Origin of the sequence: Haloterrigena sp. KLK7 (genome assembly GCF_037914945.1) — an archaeon.
Taxonomy (GTDB): Archaea; Halobacteriota; Halobacteria; order Halobacteriales; family Natrialbaceae; genus Haloterrigena; species Haloterrigena salinisoli.
In genome coordinates this window covers 1,672,077-1,687,821 of sequence record NZ_CP149787.1, presented here as the reverse complement: position 1 = coordinate 1,687,821, position 15,745 = coordinate 1,672,077, and the positions used below count along the sequence as shown (strand labels likewise).

Sequence of the window (15,745 nt, the reverse complement as noted above, 5' to 3'; positions counted from 1 at the left end):
GGGATCGATCCGAGTCGGTACCGCGCCGACGAACCGAGGGGCGGTCTGGTCTGCATAGTCGAGTGGGTAACGCGCGGCCGTATAAAAGTGCGACACCGACGTCGGCGCGTGTCTCCGGACCGCCCGTCGACCCGCGTCGCCTGTCGGCCCGTTCCCGCGTCGCGACGGCCGCGCGCTCGCTCAGGCCGGCCGCCCCATCGTGTACAGGAACATCGGCGTTTGTCCGGCGGCACGCGGCGCGAAGAAATCCGTCACGACGTCGTCGTAGAAGGTCAGCCCCGTCCCGCCCAGCGTCCGGTGGGCGTAGGTTCCCAGGTACAGTCGGCCCGCCGTCAGCGCGGCCTCGAGTTGGGCCGCGCGATAGCTGCGATCACCGAGCGCGTCGACGAGCGCCTCTAAGTCGGTCAGGAAATAGATGCAGACGGCGGCCTCGCCGCCGAGGCGCTGGTCCAGCGCGAGGTGGCTCGCCTCCCGACGGAACTCGCCCGACTGCAGCCGCTCGAGTTCGCCCGCGTCGGGGTGGTAGTGGTAGCTGCCCGACTCGAGACCGTCGACGCCGTTGACGATCAGATAGGGGTCGACGAACGAGAGCGGCGGGTCGGCTCCGGTCTCGCTCCGGTCGGCCCCGCCCCGCACGTCCATCGGAACGCCGCGGACGGCCCGGTCGAGCACGGTCGATAGCTGTCTGAAGCTGATCGGCTCGCGCTCGTACTCGCGACAGGAGCCGCGTCGACGGATCGTTCGATGGAGAGGACGGCTCGAGGCCCGCTCGTGGCCGACCGGCTCGAGCGGAACGCGCTCGCCGTTGCCGGGGTCGCGGGTGCCGATCGTCCGGTTCTCCCTCGGTCCCCTGGCGCGCCATGACTCGGCAGCGGCACCGTCCTCGAGCGTTCCGGCCTGCCAGGCCTCGTGGATCAGCGGAAATTCCCGTTCGTTCGGTGAGAGAGTTTCAGTAGCGGGATCGATCGGGTCGATATCGGCGGACGCCGAACTCGGAACGGGCGCGCCCGCGCCGATCGGGACGATCTCGAGGGGCACCTCCCGCTCGGGATCGACGCCGAGCAGATCGGCGACGGGTCGATCGGCGAAGCCGGTGACGACCTCGGCGCGGTAGTCCAGCGCGTGGGCGACCGAGAGCAGGTTCGCCAGCGTCGTTCCCGAGTCCCAGAAGGCGTGACGGACGGTGCGAGCCTCGTACTTCCAGGCGTTTCGCCACCACGTCGAGGTCGCGACGACCGATAGCGGCGCGTCGGTAACGGCGTCGTACTCGGTGGCGGCCGCCAAGACGTCGCGGTAGTCGCCCTCGCGGAGGACGTCGAGCGAGAGCGTTCGGGGATCGAAGTGATAGACGCCGGCCTCGAGGTCGCGATCGGCAGTCGAGGCGTCGTCCGACCCCTCGAGGTCGCCGCAGACGACGTACAGATCGACGTGGTAGAGCGCGCCGGTGGTCGCCGCCGCACGGAACAGTTTCGTCCGGTTTCGGAGGTCGATCTCCTTCGTGATACCCGCAGCGTAGTAACAGAGCGTCGTGACGGTCTCGCGGTCGGGACGTCGCTCCCGCCTCGAGTCGCCGTCGGGCGTCGGCTCGGCGATCGCCGACAGCGCCGGCTGCTGGGGCGGCCGGATCCGCTCGGCGAGCGGTATCGACGGCAGGTCGACGTACGCCTTGTACGGCGTCGGCTTGTTGTCGAAATTCAGTCCCGTACTCCCCTCGCGGACGCTTCTGGGCGAGTGTTTCGTCCGGCGGTGGTAGTCGAGCGCTCCGGTTGGCATGCGCCGAGCTACCACGCCGACCGCGAAAAACCGGGCGGGAACTTTTTCTCGCTCCGGTTGGATACGACCGTCGAGAAGCAATGGATCTCGAGACGATCCCGGGCGTCGGCGAAAAGACCGCTCGGGCGCTGGAAGCGCTCGACGAGCCCGAGCGCGCGCTGCGGCGGGGCGACGTCGCGACGATCGCGACCGCGCCGGGGATCACACAGGGGCGGGCCGCGCGCATCGCGCGCGGCGCGATCCGACAGGAACACGACGATCCCGGCGGCTTCCTCGCGACCGACCGCGCCCGCGAGGTCTACCGGGAGGTGCTCGATCTGCTGCAAGCGCGGACCGTCACCGACTACGCCGCCCAGCGACTCGAGACGATCTACCCGAGTCCGCGCCGCTCGCGCATCGAGGACGTCCAGGCGTTCGCCCGCGAAGCCATCGAGCGCGACTACGACGACGCGGTGCTCGAAGCCCTCGAGGGCCTCGAACCCCTTCGGAATCCGGGCGACGTTCGCGTCCGCGAGCGCTGTCTGGCGACGACCGACGCCGAGCGCTACTCCGAAGCGCGCGAGGCGATCCCGGAACTCTCCGTCGAGGTCGTCGAGGACGCGCAGGGGCTGGCCGAACTCGCGCGGGGCTACTCGACCGTGATCGCCCTGGACGAGTCGTTCGCCGGCGTCACCCTCGAGGGCGACGTGCAGGTCAAACCCGACGCGCTCGAGAACCCGGCGGAGGTAGTCCCGGAGCGGCCGCTGTCCTTCTTCGCGCGCAACCGGGACCGCTTGCAGGCGGCCGTCGAGGTGCATCGAACGGCGGACCTGGAACCGGCCTGCGACCTCGAGGCCCTCGAGGACGGCCTCTCGCGGCTCGACGAGGACGGCACCGTCGCGGGCGACGACGAACTCGATCGCCTGACGACGGCGGTCGACGATCTGGACGCGGCCGCGAGCGCGGCGGAAAGCGTGGCCAACGACCGCCTGCGGGAGGCGATCCGCGAACAGGACGTGACGATCGAGGGCTCGGACCTGCTCTCCTTAGTCGAGCGGGGCGCCGGCGTCGACTCCCTGCTCGCGCGCGAACTGGCCGACGAGTACGCCGCGGCCGTCGAGGCCGCCCGCGAGCACCTCGTCGACGCGCTCGACCTCGATCAGGGGGAGAGCGAGATCGCCCGGCGCGCGTTCAGCGACGAACCGGCGTTTCCGGTCGAGCGCGACGAGGCGGTCGTCTCGCGGCTTCGCGAGGAGCTCACGGCGGCCAAGGAGCGCCGCGCCGGCCGGCTCAAACGCGAGCTCGCGGCCGATCTGGCCGACCAGCGCGAGGGCGCCCGCCAGCTCGTTCGGGACGCCCTCGAGCTGGACGTCGAACTCGCCATCGCCCGCTTCGCGCGGGAGTACGAGTGTACGATGCCGGAGTTCGTGGGTGAGAGCGGTGAAACCGCGACCGAGAGCGACGATTCCGTCGGCTTCGCCATCGAGGGCGGCCAGTCGCCGCTGCTGGACGAACCGCTCGAGGCCATCGATCCCGTCGACTACGCGGTCTCGGACGTCGCCCTGCTGTCGGGGGTCAACAGCGGCGGGAAGACCTCGACGCTGGATCTGGTCGCCAGCGTCGTCGTGCTGGCCCACATGGGCCTCCCCGTGCCGGCCGAGCGCGTGCGCCTCCGGCGGTTCGACGACCTCCACTACCACGCCAAGACCCAGGGAACGCTCGACGCGGGCGCCTTCGAGTCCACCGTTCGGGAGTTCGCCGACCTCGCGCAGGGCGGCGAGGGCTCGCTCGTGCTCGTCGACGAACTCGAGAGCATCACCGAACCCGGCGCGTCGGCGAAGATCATCGCCGGCATCCTCGAGGCGCTCTCAGAGAACGGCGCGACGGCCGTCTTCGTCTCCCACCTGGCCGGCGAGATCCGCGAGATGGCCGACTACGACGTGACCGTCGACGGCATCGAGGCGGTCGGCCTCGTTGACGGCGAACTCGAGGTCAACCGTTCGCCCGTCAAGGACCACCTCGCGCGGTCGACGCCCGAACTGATCGTCGAGAAACTGGCCGACGAAGCCCGGGACGACGCGGTTGCGACCAACGGCGGCGCGCCCGCAAACGACGGCGATGGCGACCCGGAACCAGTCTTCTACGATCGCCTCCTCGAGAAGTTCGACTAGTTCGATTCGTCCAAGTCGGTTGCCCGCTCGGCTCCCGCTTGATCCCCGCTCGAGTGTCGGGACAGGGCGCTTCTCGAGGCGTCGGTTGCGGACGAGCCGCGATAGAACGACCGCCGAACGGCGTTCCGTCCTGCGACTCGAGACAGCCGATCGGCATGCGGTGGCGCGCGCTGTCGATCGGACGAGCGAGCGCGAGTCCGGTCGATGACGTTGTGCGAGGGATGAGCGCCGGAGCGTAGCGACTGAGCGAATCGGTTGGGGAGGGTGTGGAATACCCCGGCGCCACGGTAGCAGTCCAATTGGTGGCGGTCCGTTTCATCTCGAGCACACGACCGGTATTCAGGAATTGCCTCGCCCTCCCCAGCCGCTTCGCTCCCTTCGGTCGCTCATCCCTCACACAGTGTCGGCGACGCCCCCTCACAATGCTCGGGAACGTCGCCAGTGCGCGCCGCCGCACGCCGGCTGGACGAATCGAAGCGACGTGGACGGAATATGATCCGTTCGACGGCCACCTGATAGACCACGGAACCGGTTCGGTCGAATCCTGTTCCCGCAAATGCAAGTGCAATAGCTACCCACGTCCCTGAGCGATGCTATGACATGCCCTACCAGTTCGAGTGTTCGGCGGATCACTGCCAGTTTCTGATCCGCTCGAGCAGTTCCGACGAGGTGGAACGGTTGGTGCGAGCGCACGTTCGAATGACCCACGACGGACGGATCGCGAAGGCCGATATCGAACGCGAGACGGACCGCGTCGAACTGGCGTAGGCGGGCCGTGCGAGCGAGTCGACTACGCTGGAGCCGCCGCCGGTCGACCGCTCAACTGTGCCAGTCCAAGATTCGCTGGTGGCCCCACGATTTCTCGTCGTCCGCGTCGTCGCCGGTGATCGCCGCGAGCGAGTCGGCGTCGCGCTCCTCGAGGAACGAGGCGAGTTCGTCGACGTACCGTGCGATCGCCGCGAGCGTCGCCTCGTCCTGCAGCGCGAAGGCTTCGACGATGGAGTCGGACGCCGCCTCCGGTGCGACGTAGGTCTCCTTGCGGGCGTACTCGCCGATGTCTCGCAGCGTCTCCGGCGAGTGATCGATGAACTGATCGAGCAGGAAGTCAGGGATCGCCGCCGGTGGCTTCGGTGGGGTCATATCGGTCTCCTCGGAAGACTGTCTACTTTATCGATATTAATTATTGTGATATGGTCACACATTCCAGGCATGCCTTCGCGGATCGCGGGATCGGGCGCCCGAATCCTTAAGACGCTTCGGAAGCAGGGTGAAAGTGATGGCAGACGACCCCGAGGAGGGGATGTTGTCGTGGGACGAATCCGTGTTCCGGGACGAGCACGTCTTCGAGATCGACTACGTTCCCGAGACGTTCAAGCACCGTGAAGGCCAGACCCAGAGCCTGACGTACGCGCTTCGGCCGGCGGTGCGCGGCTCCCGACCGCTGAACGTCATGGTCCGCGGACCGCCGGGTACCGGCAAGACGACGGCCATCCAGAAGCTGTTCGACGAGGTGGGCGCCCAGACCAGCGACGTCCGCACCATCCGCGTCAACTGTCAGGTCAACGCCACCCGGTACTCGGTGTTCTCGCGGCTCTTCGAGGGGACCTTCGACTACGAGCCCCCGTCCTCGGGCATCTCGTTCAAGAAGCTGTTCGGCCAGATCGCCGAGAAGCTCGTCGAGGAGGACAAGGTGCTCGTCGTCGCCTTAGACGACATCAACTACCTCTTCTACGAGAACGAGGCCTCGGACACGCTCTACTCGCTCCTGCGGGCCCACGAGGAGTACCCCGGCGCGAAGATCGGAGTCGTCGTCGTCTCCTCCGACCCCGCACTGGACGTCATCGACGAACTCGATTCGCGGGTCCAGAGCGTCTTCCGCCCCGAGGACGTCTACTTCCCCGTCTACGACCAGCCCGAGATCGTCGATATCCTCGACGAGCGCGTCAAACGCGGCTTCAACGACGGCGTCATCGCCCGGGACACCCTCGAGTACGTCGCCGAACTCACCGCCGACAGCGGCGATCTGCGGGTCGGGATCGACCTGCTGCGCCGGGCCGGGCTGAACGCCGAGATGCGGGCCAGCCGCACCGTCGAGCGCCAGGACGTCGAGGAGGCCTACGAGAAGTCCAAGTACATCAACCTCTCGCGGAGCCTCTCGGGGCTGACCGACACCGAACGGACGCTGCTCGAGGTGATCGCCCACCACGACGGCGAACAGGCCGGCGACGTCTACGACGTCTTCCACGAGGAGACCGAACTGGGCTACACGCGCTACTCCGAGATCGTCAACAAACTCGACCAGCTGGGGCTGATCGACGCCGACTACGCCGAGGTCGACGGCCGCGGCCGGTCGCGGTCGCTGTCCTTATCCTACGAGAAGGACGCGGTGTTGGAACGGCTCGAGTGAGCGGCGGTCGCGAGTCCGCGAGTCGTCCGTTCTCACCGACGTCTGTCCGGCCGATAGCAATGCCGGCCCGCCGCTTAACCGCCGACGCGCCGTAATTCGAGGTATGTCCACGAATTCGGGGCAGCCGACGCTCCTGATCTACGGCTCGTACGGCTTCGTCGGCGACCTCGTCGCTCGCGAAGCGATCGACCGCGGACTGGATCCGATCCTCGCGGGCCGCGACCGCGAACGGGTCCGAAAGCAGATCGACGAACTCGAGCAGCGGGGTCGCCGGTTCTCGCTCGAGGACCCCGTGACCGTCGCGACGGCCCTCGAGGACGTCGACTGCGTCCTGAACTGCGCGGGGCCGTTCTCGAACACCGCCGAGGCGCTGGTCGAGGGCTGTCTCCGCAGCGAGACGGACTACGTCGATATCACCGGTGAGATTCCAGTCATCGAGTCGATTCACGACCGCGACGCGGAGGCGACCGAAGCGGGGATCACCCTCCTGCCGGCCGCCGCCCTCTCGACGATTCCGATGGACTGTCTGGCCGCCCACCTCGCCGACCGGCTGCCGGAAGCGACTCACCTCGCGCTGGGCGTCGACTCGTTCCGAGTGCCCTCGATCGGGACGCTCCGGACGGTCATCGAGGGCGCCGATACGGAGAACGCCGTCCGCCGCGACGGCGACCTCGAGAGCGCGCCGACGGGGTGGAAGACCCGCGAAATCGACTTCGGTCGCGGCGAACGGCCGGCGGTGACGATGCCGATGGGCGACATTTCGACGGCCCACTACACGACCGGGATTCCGAACGTCGAGATGTACGCGGTGATGCCCCAGCCCGCTCGCACCGCGCTGCGGCTGCATCGCTACCTCTCGCCGGTGTTCGAGTCGAAACCGGTTCGCTGGACGCTGAAACAGTTGGTCGGCGTCCGCGAGGGTCCCTCCGAGCGGGCCCGCGAGCGCGGCTCGGCCTACGTCTGGGGCGAAGCGCGCACCGAAGACGGCGAGCGCGTCGTCTCCCGCCTGCGGACGCCCGATCCGTACGTCGTCACCGTCGACGGCGCGGTGACGGTCGCCGAGCGGGTGCTCGCGGGCGATGCCGACGCCGGATTCCAGACCCCCGCCGGCGCGTTCGGCGCCGACTTCGTCTTCGAACTCGAGGGCGTCGAGGGCTTCTTCGACGAGGAGACGCCAGCGGAGACGTCGCCGGTGAGTCCGCTGCTGCAGTAACACCGACTGCCGCGTTTCTCGCCTCGAGAGTGCAGCTACGAGCGGGACATCGATCCGAAACGGCCGCTCGCATCGCTTCGAGAGTGATTCGACGCGTCCGCTTCCCGTTCGATCGAACGCGCGGGAGAACGTCGTTCCGCCGCGAATCGCGCTATAACTCGAGCGTGTAGACCGCCTCGTCGTAGAACTCGCCGTCGATCTCGACCTCGCCGACGTCGGTCCGCTCGAAGCCAAATCCCTCGTAGAACTGCCGACTGGCGTCGTTGAAGGCGAAGTCGAAGGCGCGGATCCGTTCGACGTCGTAGACCCGGAGCTGCTCGACCAGCCGCTCGTGGAGGTCGGTGCCGACGCCCGCCGCTTGACGGTCGGGATCGACGTACATCCGGAGGATGTCGGCCGTGTCGCCCTGGACGACCGCGTGGGTGAAGCCGACGATTTCGTCGTCGGACTCCGTCCGGCTCTCGTCGGTCGCCTCCACGACGAGGACGACCGTCCCCGGCGCCTCGAGCGGCATCGAGTCGTCGGTGTACCAGTTCTCGACGGTTCGGTCGATCAGGTCTTCGTCGAGTTCGTCGTAGGTATCGTGCCAGGTCTTCCGCGCGACCGCTCGTATGTCCGGAAAATCGTCGTCCGCTGCCGGACGAATCCTCATACTCGTACTTACTAGGACGGACATAAAGTGACTTCGACCGCGGGACCGACTCGCGACGTCGGTTCGACGCGAGAAGAGTCAGTTCGGCCGTTCGGGACGGCTCACTCGCGAACGTCGAATCCCCGCTCGCGGAGGAGGTCGGGCACTCGATCCCGGTGGTCGCCCTGTAGTTCGATCCGGCCGTCGTCGACGGTTCCGCCCGTCCCCATCGAACTCTTGAGGTCCGACGCGATCGATTTGATCTCGTCCGACTCGAGGTCGAACCCCTCGACGATCGTCACCGGCTTGTCGTACCGACGGCTTTCCGTCCGGATCGATAACATCTGCTGTGACGTCTCGAGGTCGCCCTGACTGTCGAGTTCGTCCAGCAGGTCGTCGAGTTCGTCGTCGTTTGACATGCCGTATCATAGGACCGGTACGGGGGATAGCCCTGTCCTTGCTTTCGCAACGGTCGGAAGACGACGCCCGGTAGCGGTATCGGCCACCTCGGGTTCGAACTACGCCTCGAGATCGAACTCGAGGACGTCACCCTCGCTGACGCCGCGTTCGGTCGTCCACTCGTAGGTGACCTCGAGCACGTACTGACCCCGGCCGGGGTAGCGCTGATCCTCCCCGACCTCGTTCGGCCCCGGTGCCGGGGCGTGGTGGATGTCGGTGATCGTCCCGTCCGCGTCGGCGTAGACGATGTCGATGCCGAAGTCCATCTCGCGCATGACGAAGGCGCGCTCCGCGACCGACTCGTAGACGAACAGCATGCCGCGGTCGTCGGGGAGTTCCTCGGTGTCGCTGAGCCCGAGGTACCTGAGCTCGCGCGTGTCGGCGATCGCCGCCGTCACCGACCCGAGTTCGTCGCCGTCCGCCGTCACGACCCTGACCTCGGTCGTCTCGTAGTCCTCGTGAACCGGTTCCGCGTCGGCGTCGGTCTCGTTCCCGTCCCCACCTTCGTCGCTCGCCGACTCCGTCTCGTTCCCCTCCTCGACCTCGTCGCTCGTCGCCTCCGTTCCGTCGGCCGGCTCGGCCTGCGCCTCACCGTTTGCCTCGCCCGAGTCGCCCGCGTCGAGACAACCAGCGACCGCGAGCGCGCCGGAAACGCCGAGAACGTGCCGTCGGCTCAACCCGTTTTTCATAGCAGTGGCTCCAACGATGCGGGATAAGTTACTTGTGAAAGGACTAGCGAATTAACCGTTCTGAGAGGGGTGACGGCGACCGCTACCGATGTCGGTCAGCGCGTTTCCGTTACAGCCGCGATTTGAGGGTCTCCGCGGTCTTCTCGCCGATCCCCTCGACGCTCTCGAGGTCGTCCACGGTCGCCTCGCGGACGTTCTCGACGCTGCCGAACCGACCGAGCAACCGCTTTCGCGTCTCGGGACCGACGCCGGGGACGTCGTCCAGCACGGTCTTGACCTCGTCGCGGACGGTCTGGTGGTACTGGACGGCGAAGCGGTGGGCCTCGTCGCGGACTCGCTGGAGCAGGTGGAGGTGCGGCGCGTCGCTGGGCCACGAAAACGTCCGATCGGGCGTCACGACGCGCTCCTCGGCCTTCGCCAGCGCGACCGCGGGCACGTCCCAGCCGACGGCGGCGAGCGCGTCGCGGGCCGCCTCGAGTTGCCCCTCGCCGCCGTCGATCAGCAACAGGTCGGGGTCGGGGCGGTCGTCTCGCCCCTCGACGGCGCGGCTGGCGCGCCACTCGAGGAGGGTCCGCATGTTGTCGTAGTCGTCGTTCTGGTCGGTGAGCTTCTTCCGGCGATAGTCGGCCTTTTCAGCGCTGCCGTCGACGAACGTCACGTTGCTGCCGACCGCCGACTTCCCCTGCGCGTGGCTCACGTCGAATCCCTCGATCCGCCGGGCCGCGTCGATCTCGAGGGCGTCGGCGAGCATCCCGCACTCGTCGCGGCCGCCGACGTTCCGGCGGGCGTTCTTCAGCGCGAGGTCGACCAGTTTGGCCTCCCGGCCGGCGCCGGGGACGCGGACCGAGACGCCCTCGGCCTCGAGCCACGCCGCGACCTCGCCGTCGCCGTGGCGTTCGGGAAGCAACAGGGCGTCGGGCAGGTCGCGCTCGGCGTAGTACTGGACGATGAAGGCGGCGAGGACTGCGGGGACGCCGCCCTCGTCGCCGCCGTGGCCGTCGTCGCGAGTCGCGTCGGTCGGGTCCGCCGCGCCCGGCGCCTCGAGCGTGTGCCGGTCCCGGTCGACCAGTTTGCCGCGCTCGGCGCGCAGGCGGGCGACGGTGGCGTCCTCGCCCTCGATGGCGACGCCGAGCACGTCGACGGCGCGCTCGTCGCCGACCGACTGGACGGCCTCGCCGCCCTCGCCGTGAAAGGCCTCGACCGTCTCGAGGCGGTCCCGGAGGTTGGCGGCGCGCTCGAAGTTCTGGTCCTCCGCGGCGGCCTCCATCTCGCGGCGCAGCGGGTCCGCGAGGATCCCCGTCTCGCCCTCGAAGAAGCGCTCGACCGCGGACACGTCCTGGACGTAGCTCTCGAGGTCGATCTCGCGGGTGCAGGGCGCGGTACACAGCCCCATCTCGTAGTCGAGGCAGGGGCGGTCGCGACCGCTGTACTTGTGGTCCGAACAGCCGCGGACGCCGTAGGTCTCGCGCAGGGCTTTCACGACGGTCTCGACCTGTCCCTTGTTCGTATAGGGGCCGAAGACCGTCGCGGACTCGTTCGGGTCGCGCGTGATCTCGATCTGTGGGGCCTCGTGGTCGGTCAACTGCACCATCGGGTAGGACTTGTCGTCCTTGAGTCGGACGTTGTAGCGGGGCTGGTGGCGCTTGATCAGGTTCGCCTCGAGGAGTAAGGCCTGCGTCTCGGTGTCGGTGACGGCGATCTCGATCTCGTCGGCGCGGTCGACCATCCGGCGGATCCGCGCCGTCCGCGGATCGGCGTAGGAGCGGACCCGACTCCGGAGGTCGACGGCCTTCCCGACGTAGAGGGTGGTTCCCTCGGCCCGGAACTGGTAGACGCCGGGCTCACGCGGCAGCGACTTCGCTCGTTCGCGAACCCCGTCGGCGTTCATCGGCGGGCCTAGGGCGCCAGTGGCTTTCAGCCTGACTCATCGGCCCCGCCGGCCGACGGGTCATCGCGCTGCGGATCGGTGGATGGCGACCGCTCGGTCGGCGACTCGCCGGTCGCGGCGCCGCCGTCCGCGGGCGCCGGGTTCGGGAGGATCGCCTCCTCCAGAGCGACCGCCCGCTCGGCCTCGAGATCGGCGTCGGTGACCGGGAACAGGACGTCGTCGCCGCCGCTGACCCGGAGCGCGAGCCGCTGTACGCGCGACCGGGCGTAGGCGGCGAAGAACAGGACGGCGAGCGCGAGCAGGACGCCGCCGCCCACGAGGATGGACAGGTCGAACACCGTCAGCACCGTCGAGAGGGTCTCGAGGGTGCCGTCGGCGATACCGGTCGGATCGCCGGTGTTGCCGGCGTAGTCGTCGGCGAGGGCGGCGAGATCGAACATCGTCCCGACCAGAAGGAGGCCGAGGCCGAGGAACAGGAAGAGAGTCGCCCAGACGAGTCGGCCCGGCGCGCTGTCGGTCTCGACGGAGACTCGCGTGACGTTCGGGCGCTCGACGGACCGGTAGTTCGGGCCGTCCACATCGGGCGTGAAGGCCAGCACGCGACGGTTCGTGACGACGACCGTCGCTTTCTCGAGGTCGACGCGATGCCGTTCGCGCTCGCCCTCGTCCAGCAGTTGGTCGACGTGCTCGCTCCAGGTTTCCTGCATCGAATCGGACCCTCCGACCTCGAGAGGCAAGTAGCTCGCGACATCTGTCGCTGCGTGAGACCGCGTCCCGCGTACCGGCCCCGGATCTGAGAGCGACACGGTACATTCTCGGTCGTCGACGCGCAAGAGACGCCCATGAGTGAGTCGACAGTGCGGTGCTGGCTCGTCGAGCGCGACTTCGATAGCCGGAACATCGTGACGCTCGTCTATGCGACGCCGGACGGGTCGCGGTATCAGCAGCGAGAGCGGTCGGGCCAGTCGCTGCAAACCGGCGGGACGGTCACCGCAGCGGTCGACGTCCCCGAGGACGAACTCGAGCCGGTCGACGACGCGGAGACCCGGGAGCGGTACGCCACGGAGGCCGAACGAACCGCCGAGCAGTACGAGCCGGAGGACCCGATATAGACCGTTTCTTCCTCTCGCTGAAGCGGTATATTATCGTGGGAGAGTAACAACTCTTATCGGACGCGGGTGAGACCACACAGCTATGCCAGCTATTACGGTCGACGACCTGACCAAGTCTTACGGTCAGACCCTCGCGCTCGAGGACCTCTCGTTTCAGGTCCAGAAGGGCGAGGTATTCGGGTTCCTCGGTCCGAACGGGGCCGGCAAGTCGACGACGATCAACGTCATCCTCGACTTCATCCGGCCGACCGCCGGGCAGGTGACCGTCCTCGGGATGGACGCCCAGGCCAACAGCCGCGAGATCCGCTCGCGGACCGGCGTTCTCCCGGAGGGCGTCGAGACCTACGACCGCCTGACGGCCCGCCAGCACCTCGAGTTCGCCATCGACTCGAAGGGGTCCGACGACGATCCTCGCGAGCTGCTCGAGCGGGTCGACCTCGCCGACGCTATCGACAAGAAGGCCGGCGGCTTCTCGAAGGGGATGTCCCAGCGGCTCATGCTGGCGATGGCCCTCGTGGGCCAGCCGGACCTCCTCATTCTGGACGAGCCCTCGACGGGGCTCGACCCCAACGGCGCCCGCGAGATGCGCCAGATCGTCCGCGAGGAGAACGAGCGCGGCGCGACCGTCTTCTTCTCGAGTCACATCATGGAGCAGGTCGAAGCGGTCTGTGACCGCGTCGGCATCCTCCGCGACGGCGAGATGGTCGCCGTCGACACCGTCGAGGGGCTGCGCGACTCCGTCGGCGGCGCGACGACGCTGCGAGTCACCGTCGACCGCCTCGACGACGAGACGCTGCAGGTCGTCCGCTCGCTGCCGGACGTCTCCGACGCCACGGTCGAGGACCGGAATCCGCCGGTGCTCGTCGCCCAGGTCGAGGGCTCCAAGACGGCCGTCCTCGGCGAGCTCGAGGACCGCGGCATCGAGGTCAGAGACTTCACGACCAGGGAGGCCTCGCTCGAGGACGTCTTCCAGTCGTACACGACCGGTTCGGAGGTGCACGCGCGATGAGCACCGACACCGCGACCGGATCGCAGTCGGGGTCGGGATCGGCCTCGAGTTCGGTCAACGCAGAGAGCGTCCGCGCCGTCGCGAAGAAGGACTTCCAGGACGCCGTTCGCTCGTGGATGTTCTGGGGACTGAGCGCCTTCTTCTTCCTGTTGCTGGTCGGCGTGACCGGCGCGCTCTCGTACTTCGGTGCCGACGTCTCGCCGACGCAGGCGGAGACGACGGGGGCGCTCGTCTCGCTGGTCAGCCAGATGACGAAGGTCGTCATTCCGCTGATCGCGCTGGTGCTGGGCTGGAAGGCCATCGCCGGCGAGCGAGAGACCGGGAGCATCAAGGTGTTGCTCTCGCTGCCTCACTCGCGCAAGGACGTGCTGCTGGGCAAACTACTCGGCCGAGCGGCCGTGCTCTCGCTGTCGCTAGTCATCGGGTTCGTCCTCGCGGCCGCCGTCGTTGCGGCGATACTCGGGAGCTTCGACGTGGTCGAGTACGCCGGACTGCTCGGGATGGCGATCCTCTACGGGCTCGCGTACACCAGCATCGCCGTCTCGCTCTCCTCAGTGACCAAGTCGACGACGATCGCCGGTGCCGCGATGTTCGGCATCTTCCTTCTGTTTTACGGCGTTTGGAACGGTATCCTCACCGGGGTTCAGATCCTGATGTCCCGGGGTACGATCGAGGGCGTCGAATACACGCGGACCTTCGAGATGGCCGACGGAACGACCGAACAGATAACGGCCCAACGAGTGCCCGACTGGGCGCTGTTCATCGACTCGCTCGATCCGGGCAACGCCTTCGGGAACGCGCTCTCGATCATCAGCTCCACCGTCGAGGGAACCACGTATCCGGACTACTACTTCTCGAGCGACGTGCCGTTCTACCTCGAGGACTGGTTCTCCTTTATCATCCTCCTGCTCTGGATCGTCGTCCCGATCACGATCGCGCTCTGGCGGTTCGACCGCGTCGACCTCTGAACTGACTCGCAGCCGATCCTCTCCTGCCTGCCGTTCACGCTAAAGGCTCCCCCGAAATCCGATCGCCAGCGATGACACTCCGCCCATCGTGGCAATCGATTTAGGTTTCGGGCGGTCGTACGTGCTCCCGTGACCGACTGCATCTTCTACGGCGGCAAGGGCGGCGTCGGCAAGACGACCTGCGCGGCGGCGACCGCCGTCCGACTGGCCGACGCCGGCCGGGAGACGCTGGTCGTCTCGACCGACCCGGCCCACTCGCTATCGGACTCGCTCGAGGTCGACCTCGGCGCCGAGCCCCGCGAACTCGAGGGCGTGGGCGACGAGCGTGGTAGAGAGCCCGGCAGCGATAGCGGCGGCAGCCTCTGGGCCGTCGAGATCGACCCCGACACGCAGAAGGAGCGCTACGAGAAACTGGCGCGGGCGCTCGCGACGGACCTCCGTAGCGCCGGCATTCGGCTGGACGACGAGGAGGTCCGGCGGCTGTTCGCCTCGGGCGCGCCGGCCGGCAGCGACGAGATCGCGGCGCTGGACCTGCTCGTCGAGTACGTCGACGAGGGCGACTGGGACGTCGTCGTCTTCGACACCGCGCCGACGGGCCACACCCTCCGGCTGTTCGACATGCCCGAGGTGATGGGGCTGGCCCTCGAAACGGCCCAGTCGCTGCGCGGCCAGGCCAAGCGGATCGGAAACGCCGCGCGGACGGCGGTGCTCGGCCCGATGTCGATGATGGGCTCGAGCAGCGACGACGAGGAAGAGAGCCTCGAGGCCTTTCGCACTCGCCTCGAGCGCGCTCGCGACCTGCTGACCGATCCCGAGCGCACGGAGTTTCGCGTCGTTCTCCTTCCGGAGAGGATGGCCATCGCAGAGTCCGAACGGCTAGTGGCGACGCTGCGGGAGGCCCACGTGCGGGTCGACCGCCTCGTCGTGAATCGGGTCTTCGAGGATCCGGAGGACGACTGCTCGCGCTGTCAGTCGCGCCACGAGCGGCACCGAGAGCGGGTCGCCGAGGTTCGGGAGACGTTTCCCGACCTCGAGGTCGTGACGCTGCCCGAACGAGAGGGCGAGGTGCAGGGCCTCGAGGCGGTGGCGGAGATCGCGGCGCGGTTGCCCGCCGAAGCGTGAGCGTGACCGCCGTCGGCTCGAGACGGCTCGGCAGCAACGGTGCGAAGGATGCCAGAGACGGGTGTCGAAAAACGGCGGAGCGGCCCCGTTTGTTTTACTTGTTGGACGCCCAATAGTAGCGTATGGCGCTTTCCATCGGCCGGAACACGTCCTCGATCGGCACTGCGATCGGACTGGCCGTCGCGATCGTCGCGATCGTCGGCACCCAGTTCCTCGGCTGGGAGTGGGGCGGTGGCCAACTCGGTCCCACGCTCATCGGCGCCGTCGCCGCCGCGATCGCCATCGTCGCGGTCATCAGTCGGCGTGACTGAGTTCACTGCGCGT

Annotated in this window: 16 protein-coding genes; 9 read left to right on the top strand and 7 right to left on the bottom strand. The window is 68.0% G+C overall.

Features of this window, described 5'->3' with window-relative positions; all coding sequences use genetic code 11:
- Window positions 1–180: 180 nt before the first annotated feature.
- Window positions 181–1,773, bottom strand: coding sequence for a SagB/ThcOx family dehydrogenase (locus WD430_RS08280; RefSeq protein ID WP_339105549.1), 1,593 nt, complete (start codon window positions 1,771–1,773; stop codon window positions 181–183).
- 80 nt (window positions 1,774–1,853) lie between these two features.
- Here WD430_RS08280 and WD430_RS08275 point away from each other — a divergent pair, with 80 nt between their 5' ends.
- On the top strand, window positions 1,854–3,923 hold the full coding sequence (locus WD430_RS08275) for a MutS-related protein (RefSeq protein WP_339105548.1): 2,070 nt from the start codon (window positions 1,854–1,856) through the stop codon (window positions 3,921–3,923).
- 600 nt (window positions 3,924–4,523) lie between these two features.
- Complete coding sequence (locus tag WD430_RS08270; RefSeq protein WP_339105547.1) at window positions 4,524–4,691, top strand: DUF1059 domain-containing protein; 168 nt, start codon at window positions 4,524–4,526, stop codon at window positions 4,689–4,691.
- Between the two features lie 51 nt (window positions 4,692–4,742).
- On the opposite strand, the gene WD430_RS08265 is transcribed toward WD430_RS08270, so the two are convergent.
- On the bottom strand, window positions 4,743–5,063 hold the full coding sequence (locus tag WD430_RS08265; RefSeq protein WP_339105546.1) for a hypothetical protein: 321 nt from the start codon (window positions 5,061–5,063) through the stop codon (window positions 4,743–4,745).
- 136 nt (window positions 5,064–5,199) lie between these two features.
- On the opposite strand from WD430_RS08265, the gene WD430_RS08260 reads away from it, so the two are divergent.
- Both WD430_RS08260 and WD430_RS08255 read left to right on the top strand, forming a co-directional pair.
- Window positions 5,200–6,330 carry an ORC1-type DNA replication protein gene (locus WD430_RS08260; RefSeq protein ID WP_339105545.1) on the top strand — a complete coding sequence of 377 codons (1,131 nt, stop codon included), beginning with the start codon at window positions 5,200–5,202 and terminating at the stop codon, window positions 6,328–6,330.
- 103 nt (window positions 6,331–6,433) lie between these two features.
- Entirely contained in the window at window positions 6,434–7,543 is a 1,110-nt protein-coding gene (locus WD430_RS08255) for a saccharopine dehydrogenase NADP-binding domain-containing protein (protein WP_339105544.1), read from the top strand.
- 151 nt (window positions 7,544–7,694) lie between these two features.
- Here WD430_RS08255 and WD430_RS08250 read toward each other — a convergent pair whose 3' ends face one another.
- From WD430_RS08250 to WD430_RS08230, 5 genes are all read right to left on the bottom strand, one after another.
- Entirely contained in the window at window positions 7,695–8,195 is a 501-nt protein-coding gene (locus WD430_RS08250; protein ID WP_339105543.1) for a GNAT family N-acetyltransferase, read from the bottom strand.
- A 101-nt stretch (window positions 8,196–8,296) separates the two neighbouring features.
- Complete coding sequence (locus WD430_RS08245) at window positions 8,297–8,593, bottom strand: translation initiation factor (RefSeq protein WP_012944746.1); 297 nt, start codon at window positions 8,591–8,593, stop codon at window positions 8,297–8,299.
- Window positions 8,594–8,692: 99 nt separating this feature from the next.
- Window positions 8,693–9,322 (bottom strand): DUF192 domain-containing protein, encoded by a 630-nt coding sequence (locus WD430_RS08240; protein WP_339105542.1) that lies wholly within the window; start codon window positions 9,320–9,322, stop codon window positions 8,693–8,695.
- Window positions 9,323–9,431: 109 nt separating this feature from the next.
- Window positions 9,432–11,210, bottom strand: coding sequence for an excinuclease ABC subunit C (locus WD430_RS08235; RefSeq protein ID WP_339105541.1), 1,779 nt, complete (start codon window positions 11,208–11,210; stop codon window positions 9,432–9,434).
- Between the two features lie 26 nt (window positions 11,211–11,236).
- Complete coding sequence (locus WD430_RS08230) at window positions 11,237–11,917, bottom strand: hypothetical protein (RefSeq protein WP_339105540.1); 681 nt, start codon at window positions 11,915–11,917, stop codon at window positions 11,237–11,239.
- 135 nt (window positions 11,918–12,052) lie between these two features.
- Here WD430_RS08230 and WD430_RS08225 point away from each other — a divergent pair, with 135 nt between their 5' ends.
- From WD430_RS08225 to WD430_RS08205, 5 genes are all read left to right on the top strand, one after another.
- Window positions 12,053–12,322, top strand: coding sequence for a hypothetical protein (locus tag WD430_RS08225; protein ID WP_339105539.1), 270 nt, complete (start codon window positions 12,053–12,055; stop codon window positions 12,320–12,322).
- An 82-nt stretch (window positions 12,323–12,404) separates the two neighbouring features.
- Entirely contained in the window at window positions 12,405–13,331 is a 927-nt protein-coding gene (locus WD430_RS08220) for an ABC transporter ATP-binding protein (protein WP_339105538.1), read from the top strand.
- A complete protein-coding gene (locus tag WD430_RS08215) occupies window positions 13,328–14,299 on the top strand; it encodes an ABC transporter permease (protein ID WP_339105537.1) in 972 nt (323 codons plus the stop codon). The genes WD430_RS08220 and WD430_RS08215 overlap by 4 nt, the downstream gene beginning before the upstream one ends.
- Window positions 14,300–14,428: 129 nt before the next feature.
- Window positions 14,429–15,421 (top strand): TRC40/GET3/ArsA family transport-energizing ATPase, encoded by a 993-nt coding sequence (locus WD430_RS08210; protein WP_339105536.1) that lies wholly within the window; start codon window positions 14,429–14,431, stop codon window positions 15,419–15,421.
- A gap of 122 nt (window positions 15,422–15,543) precedes the next feature.
- Window positions 15,544–15,732: a multidrug transporter gene (locus WD430_RS08205; RefSeq protein WP_339105535.1), complete on the top strand. Its 189-nt coding sequence runs from the start codon at window positions 15,544–15,546 to the stop codon at window positions 15,730–15,732.
- Window positions 15,733–15,745: the final 13 nt, after the last annotated feature.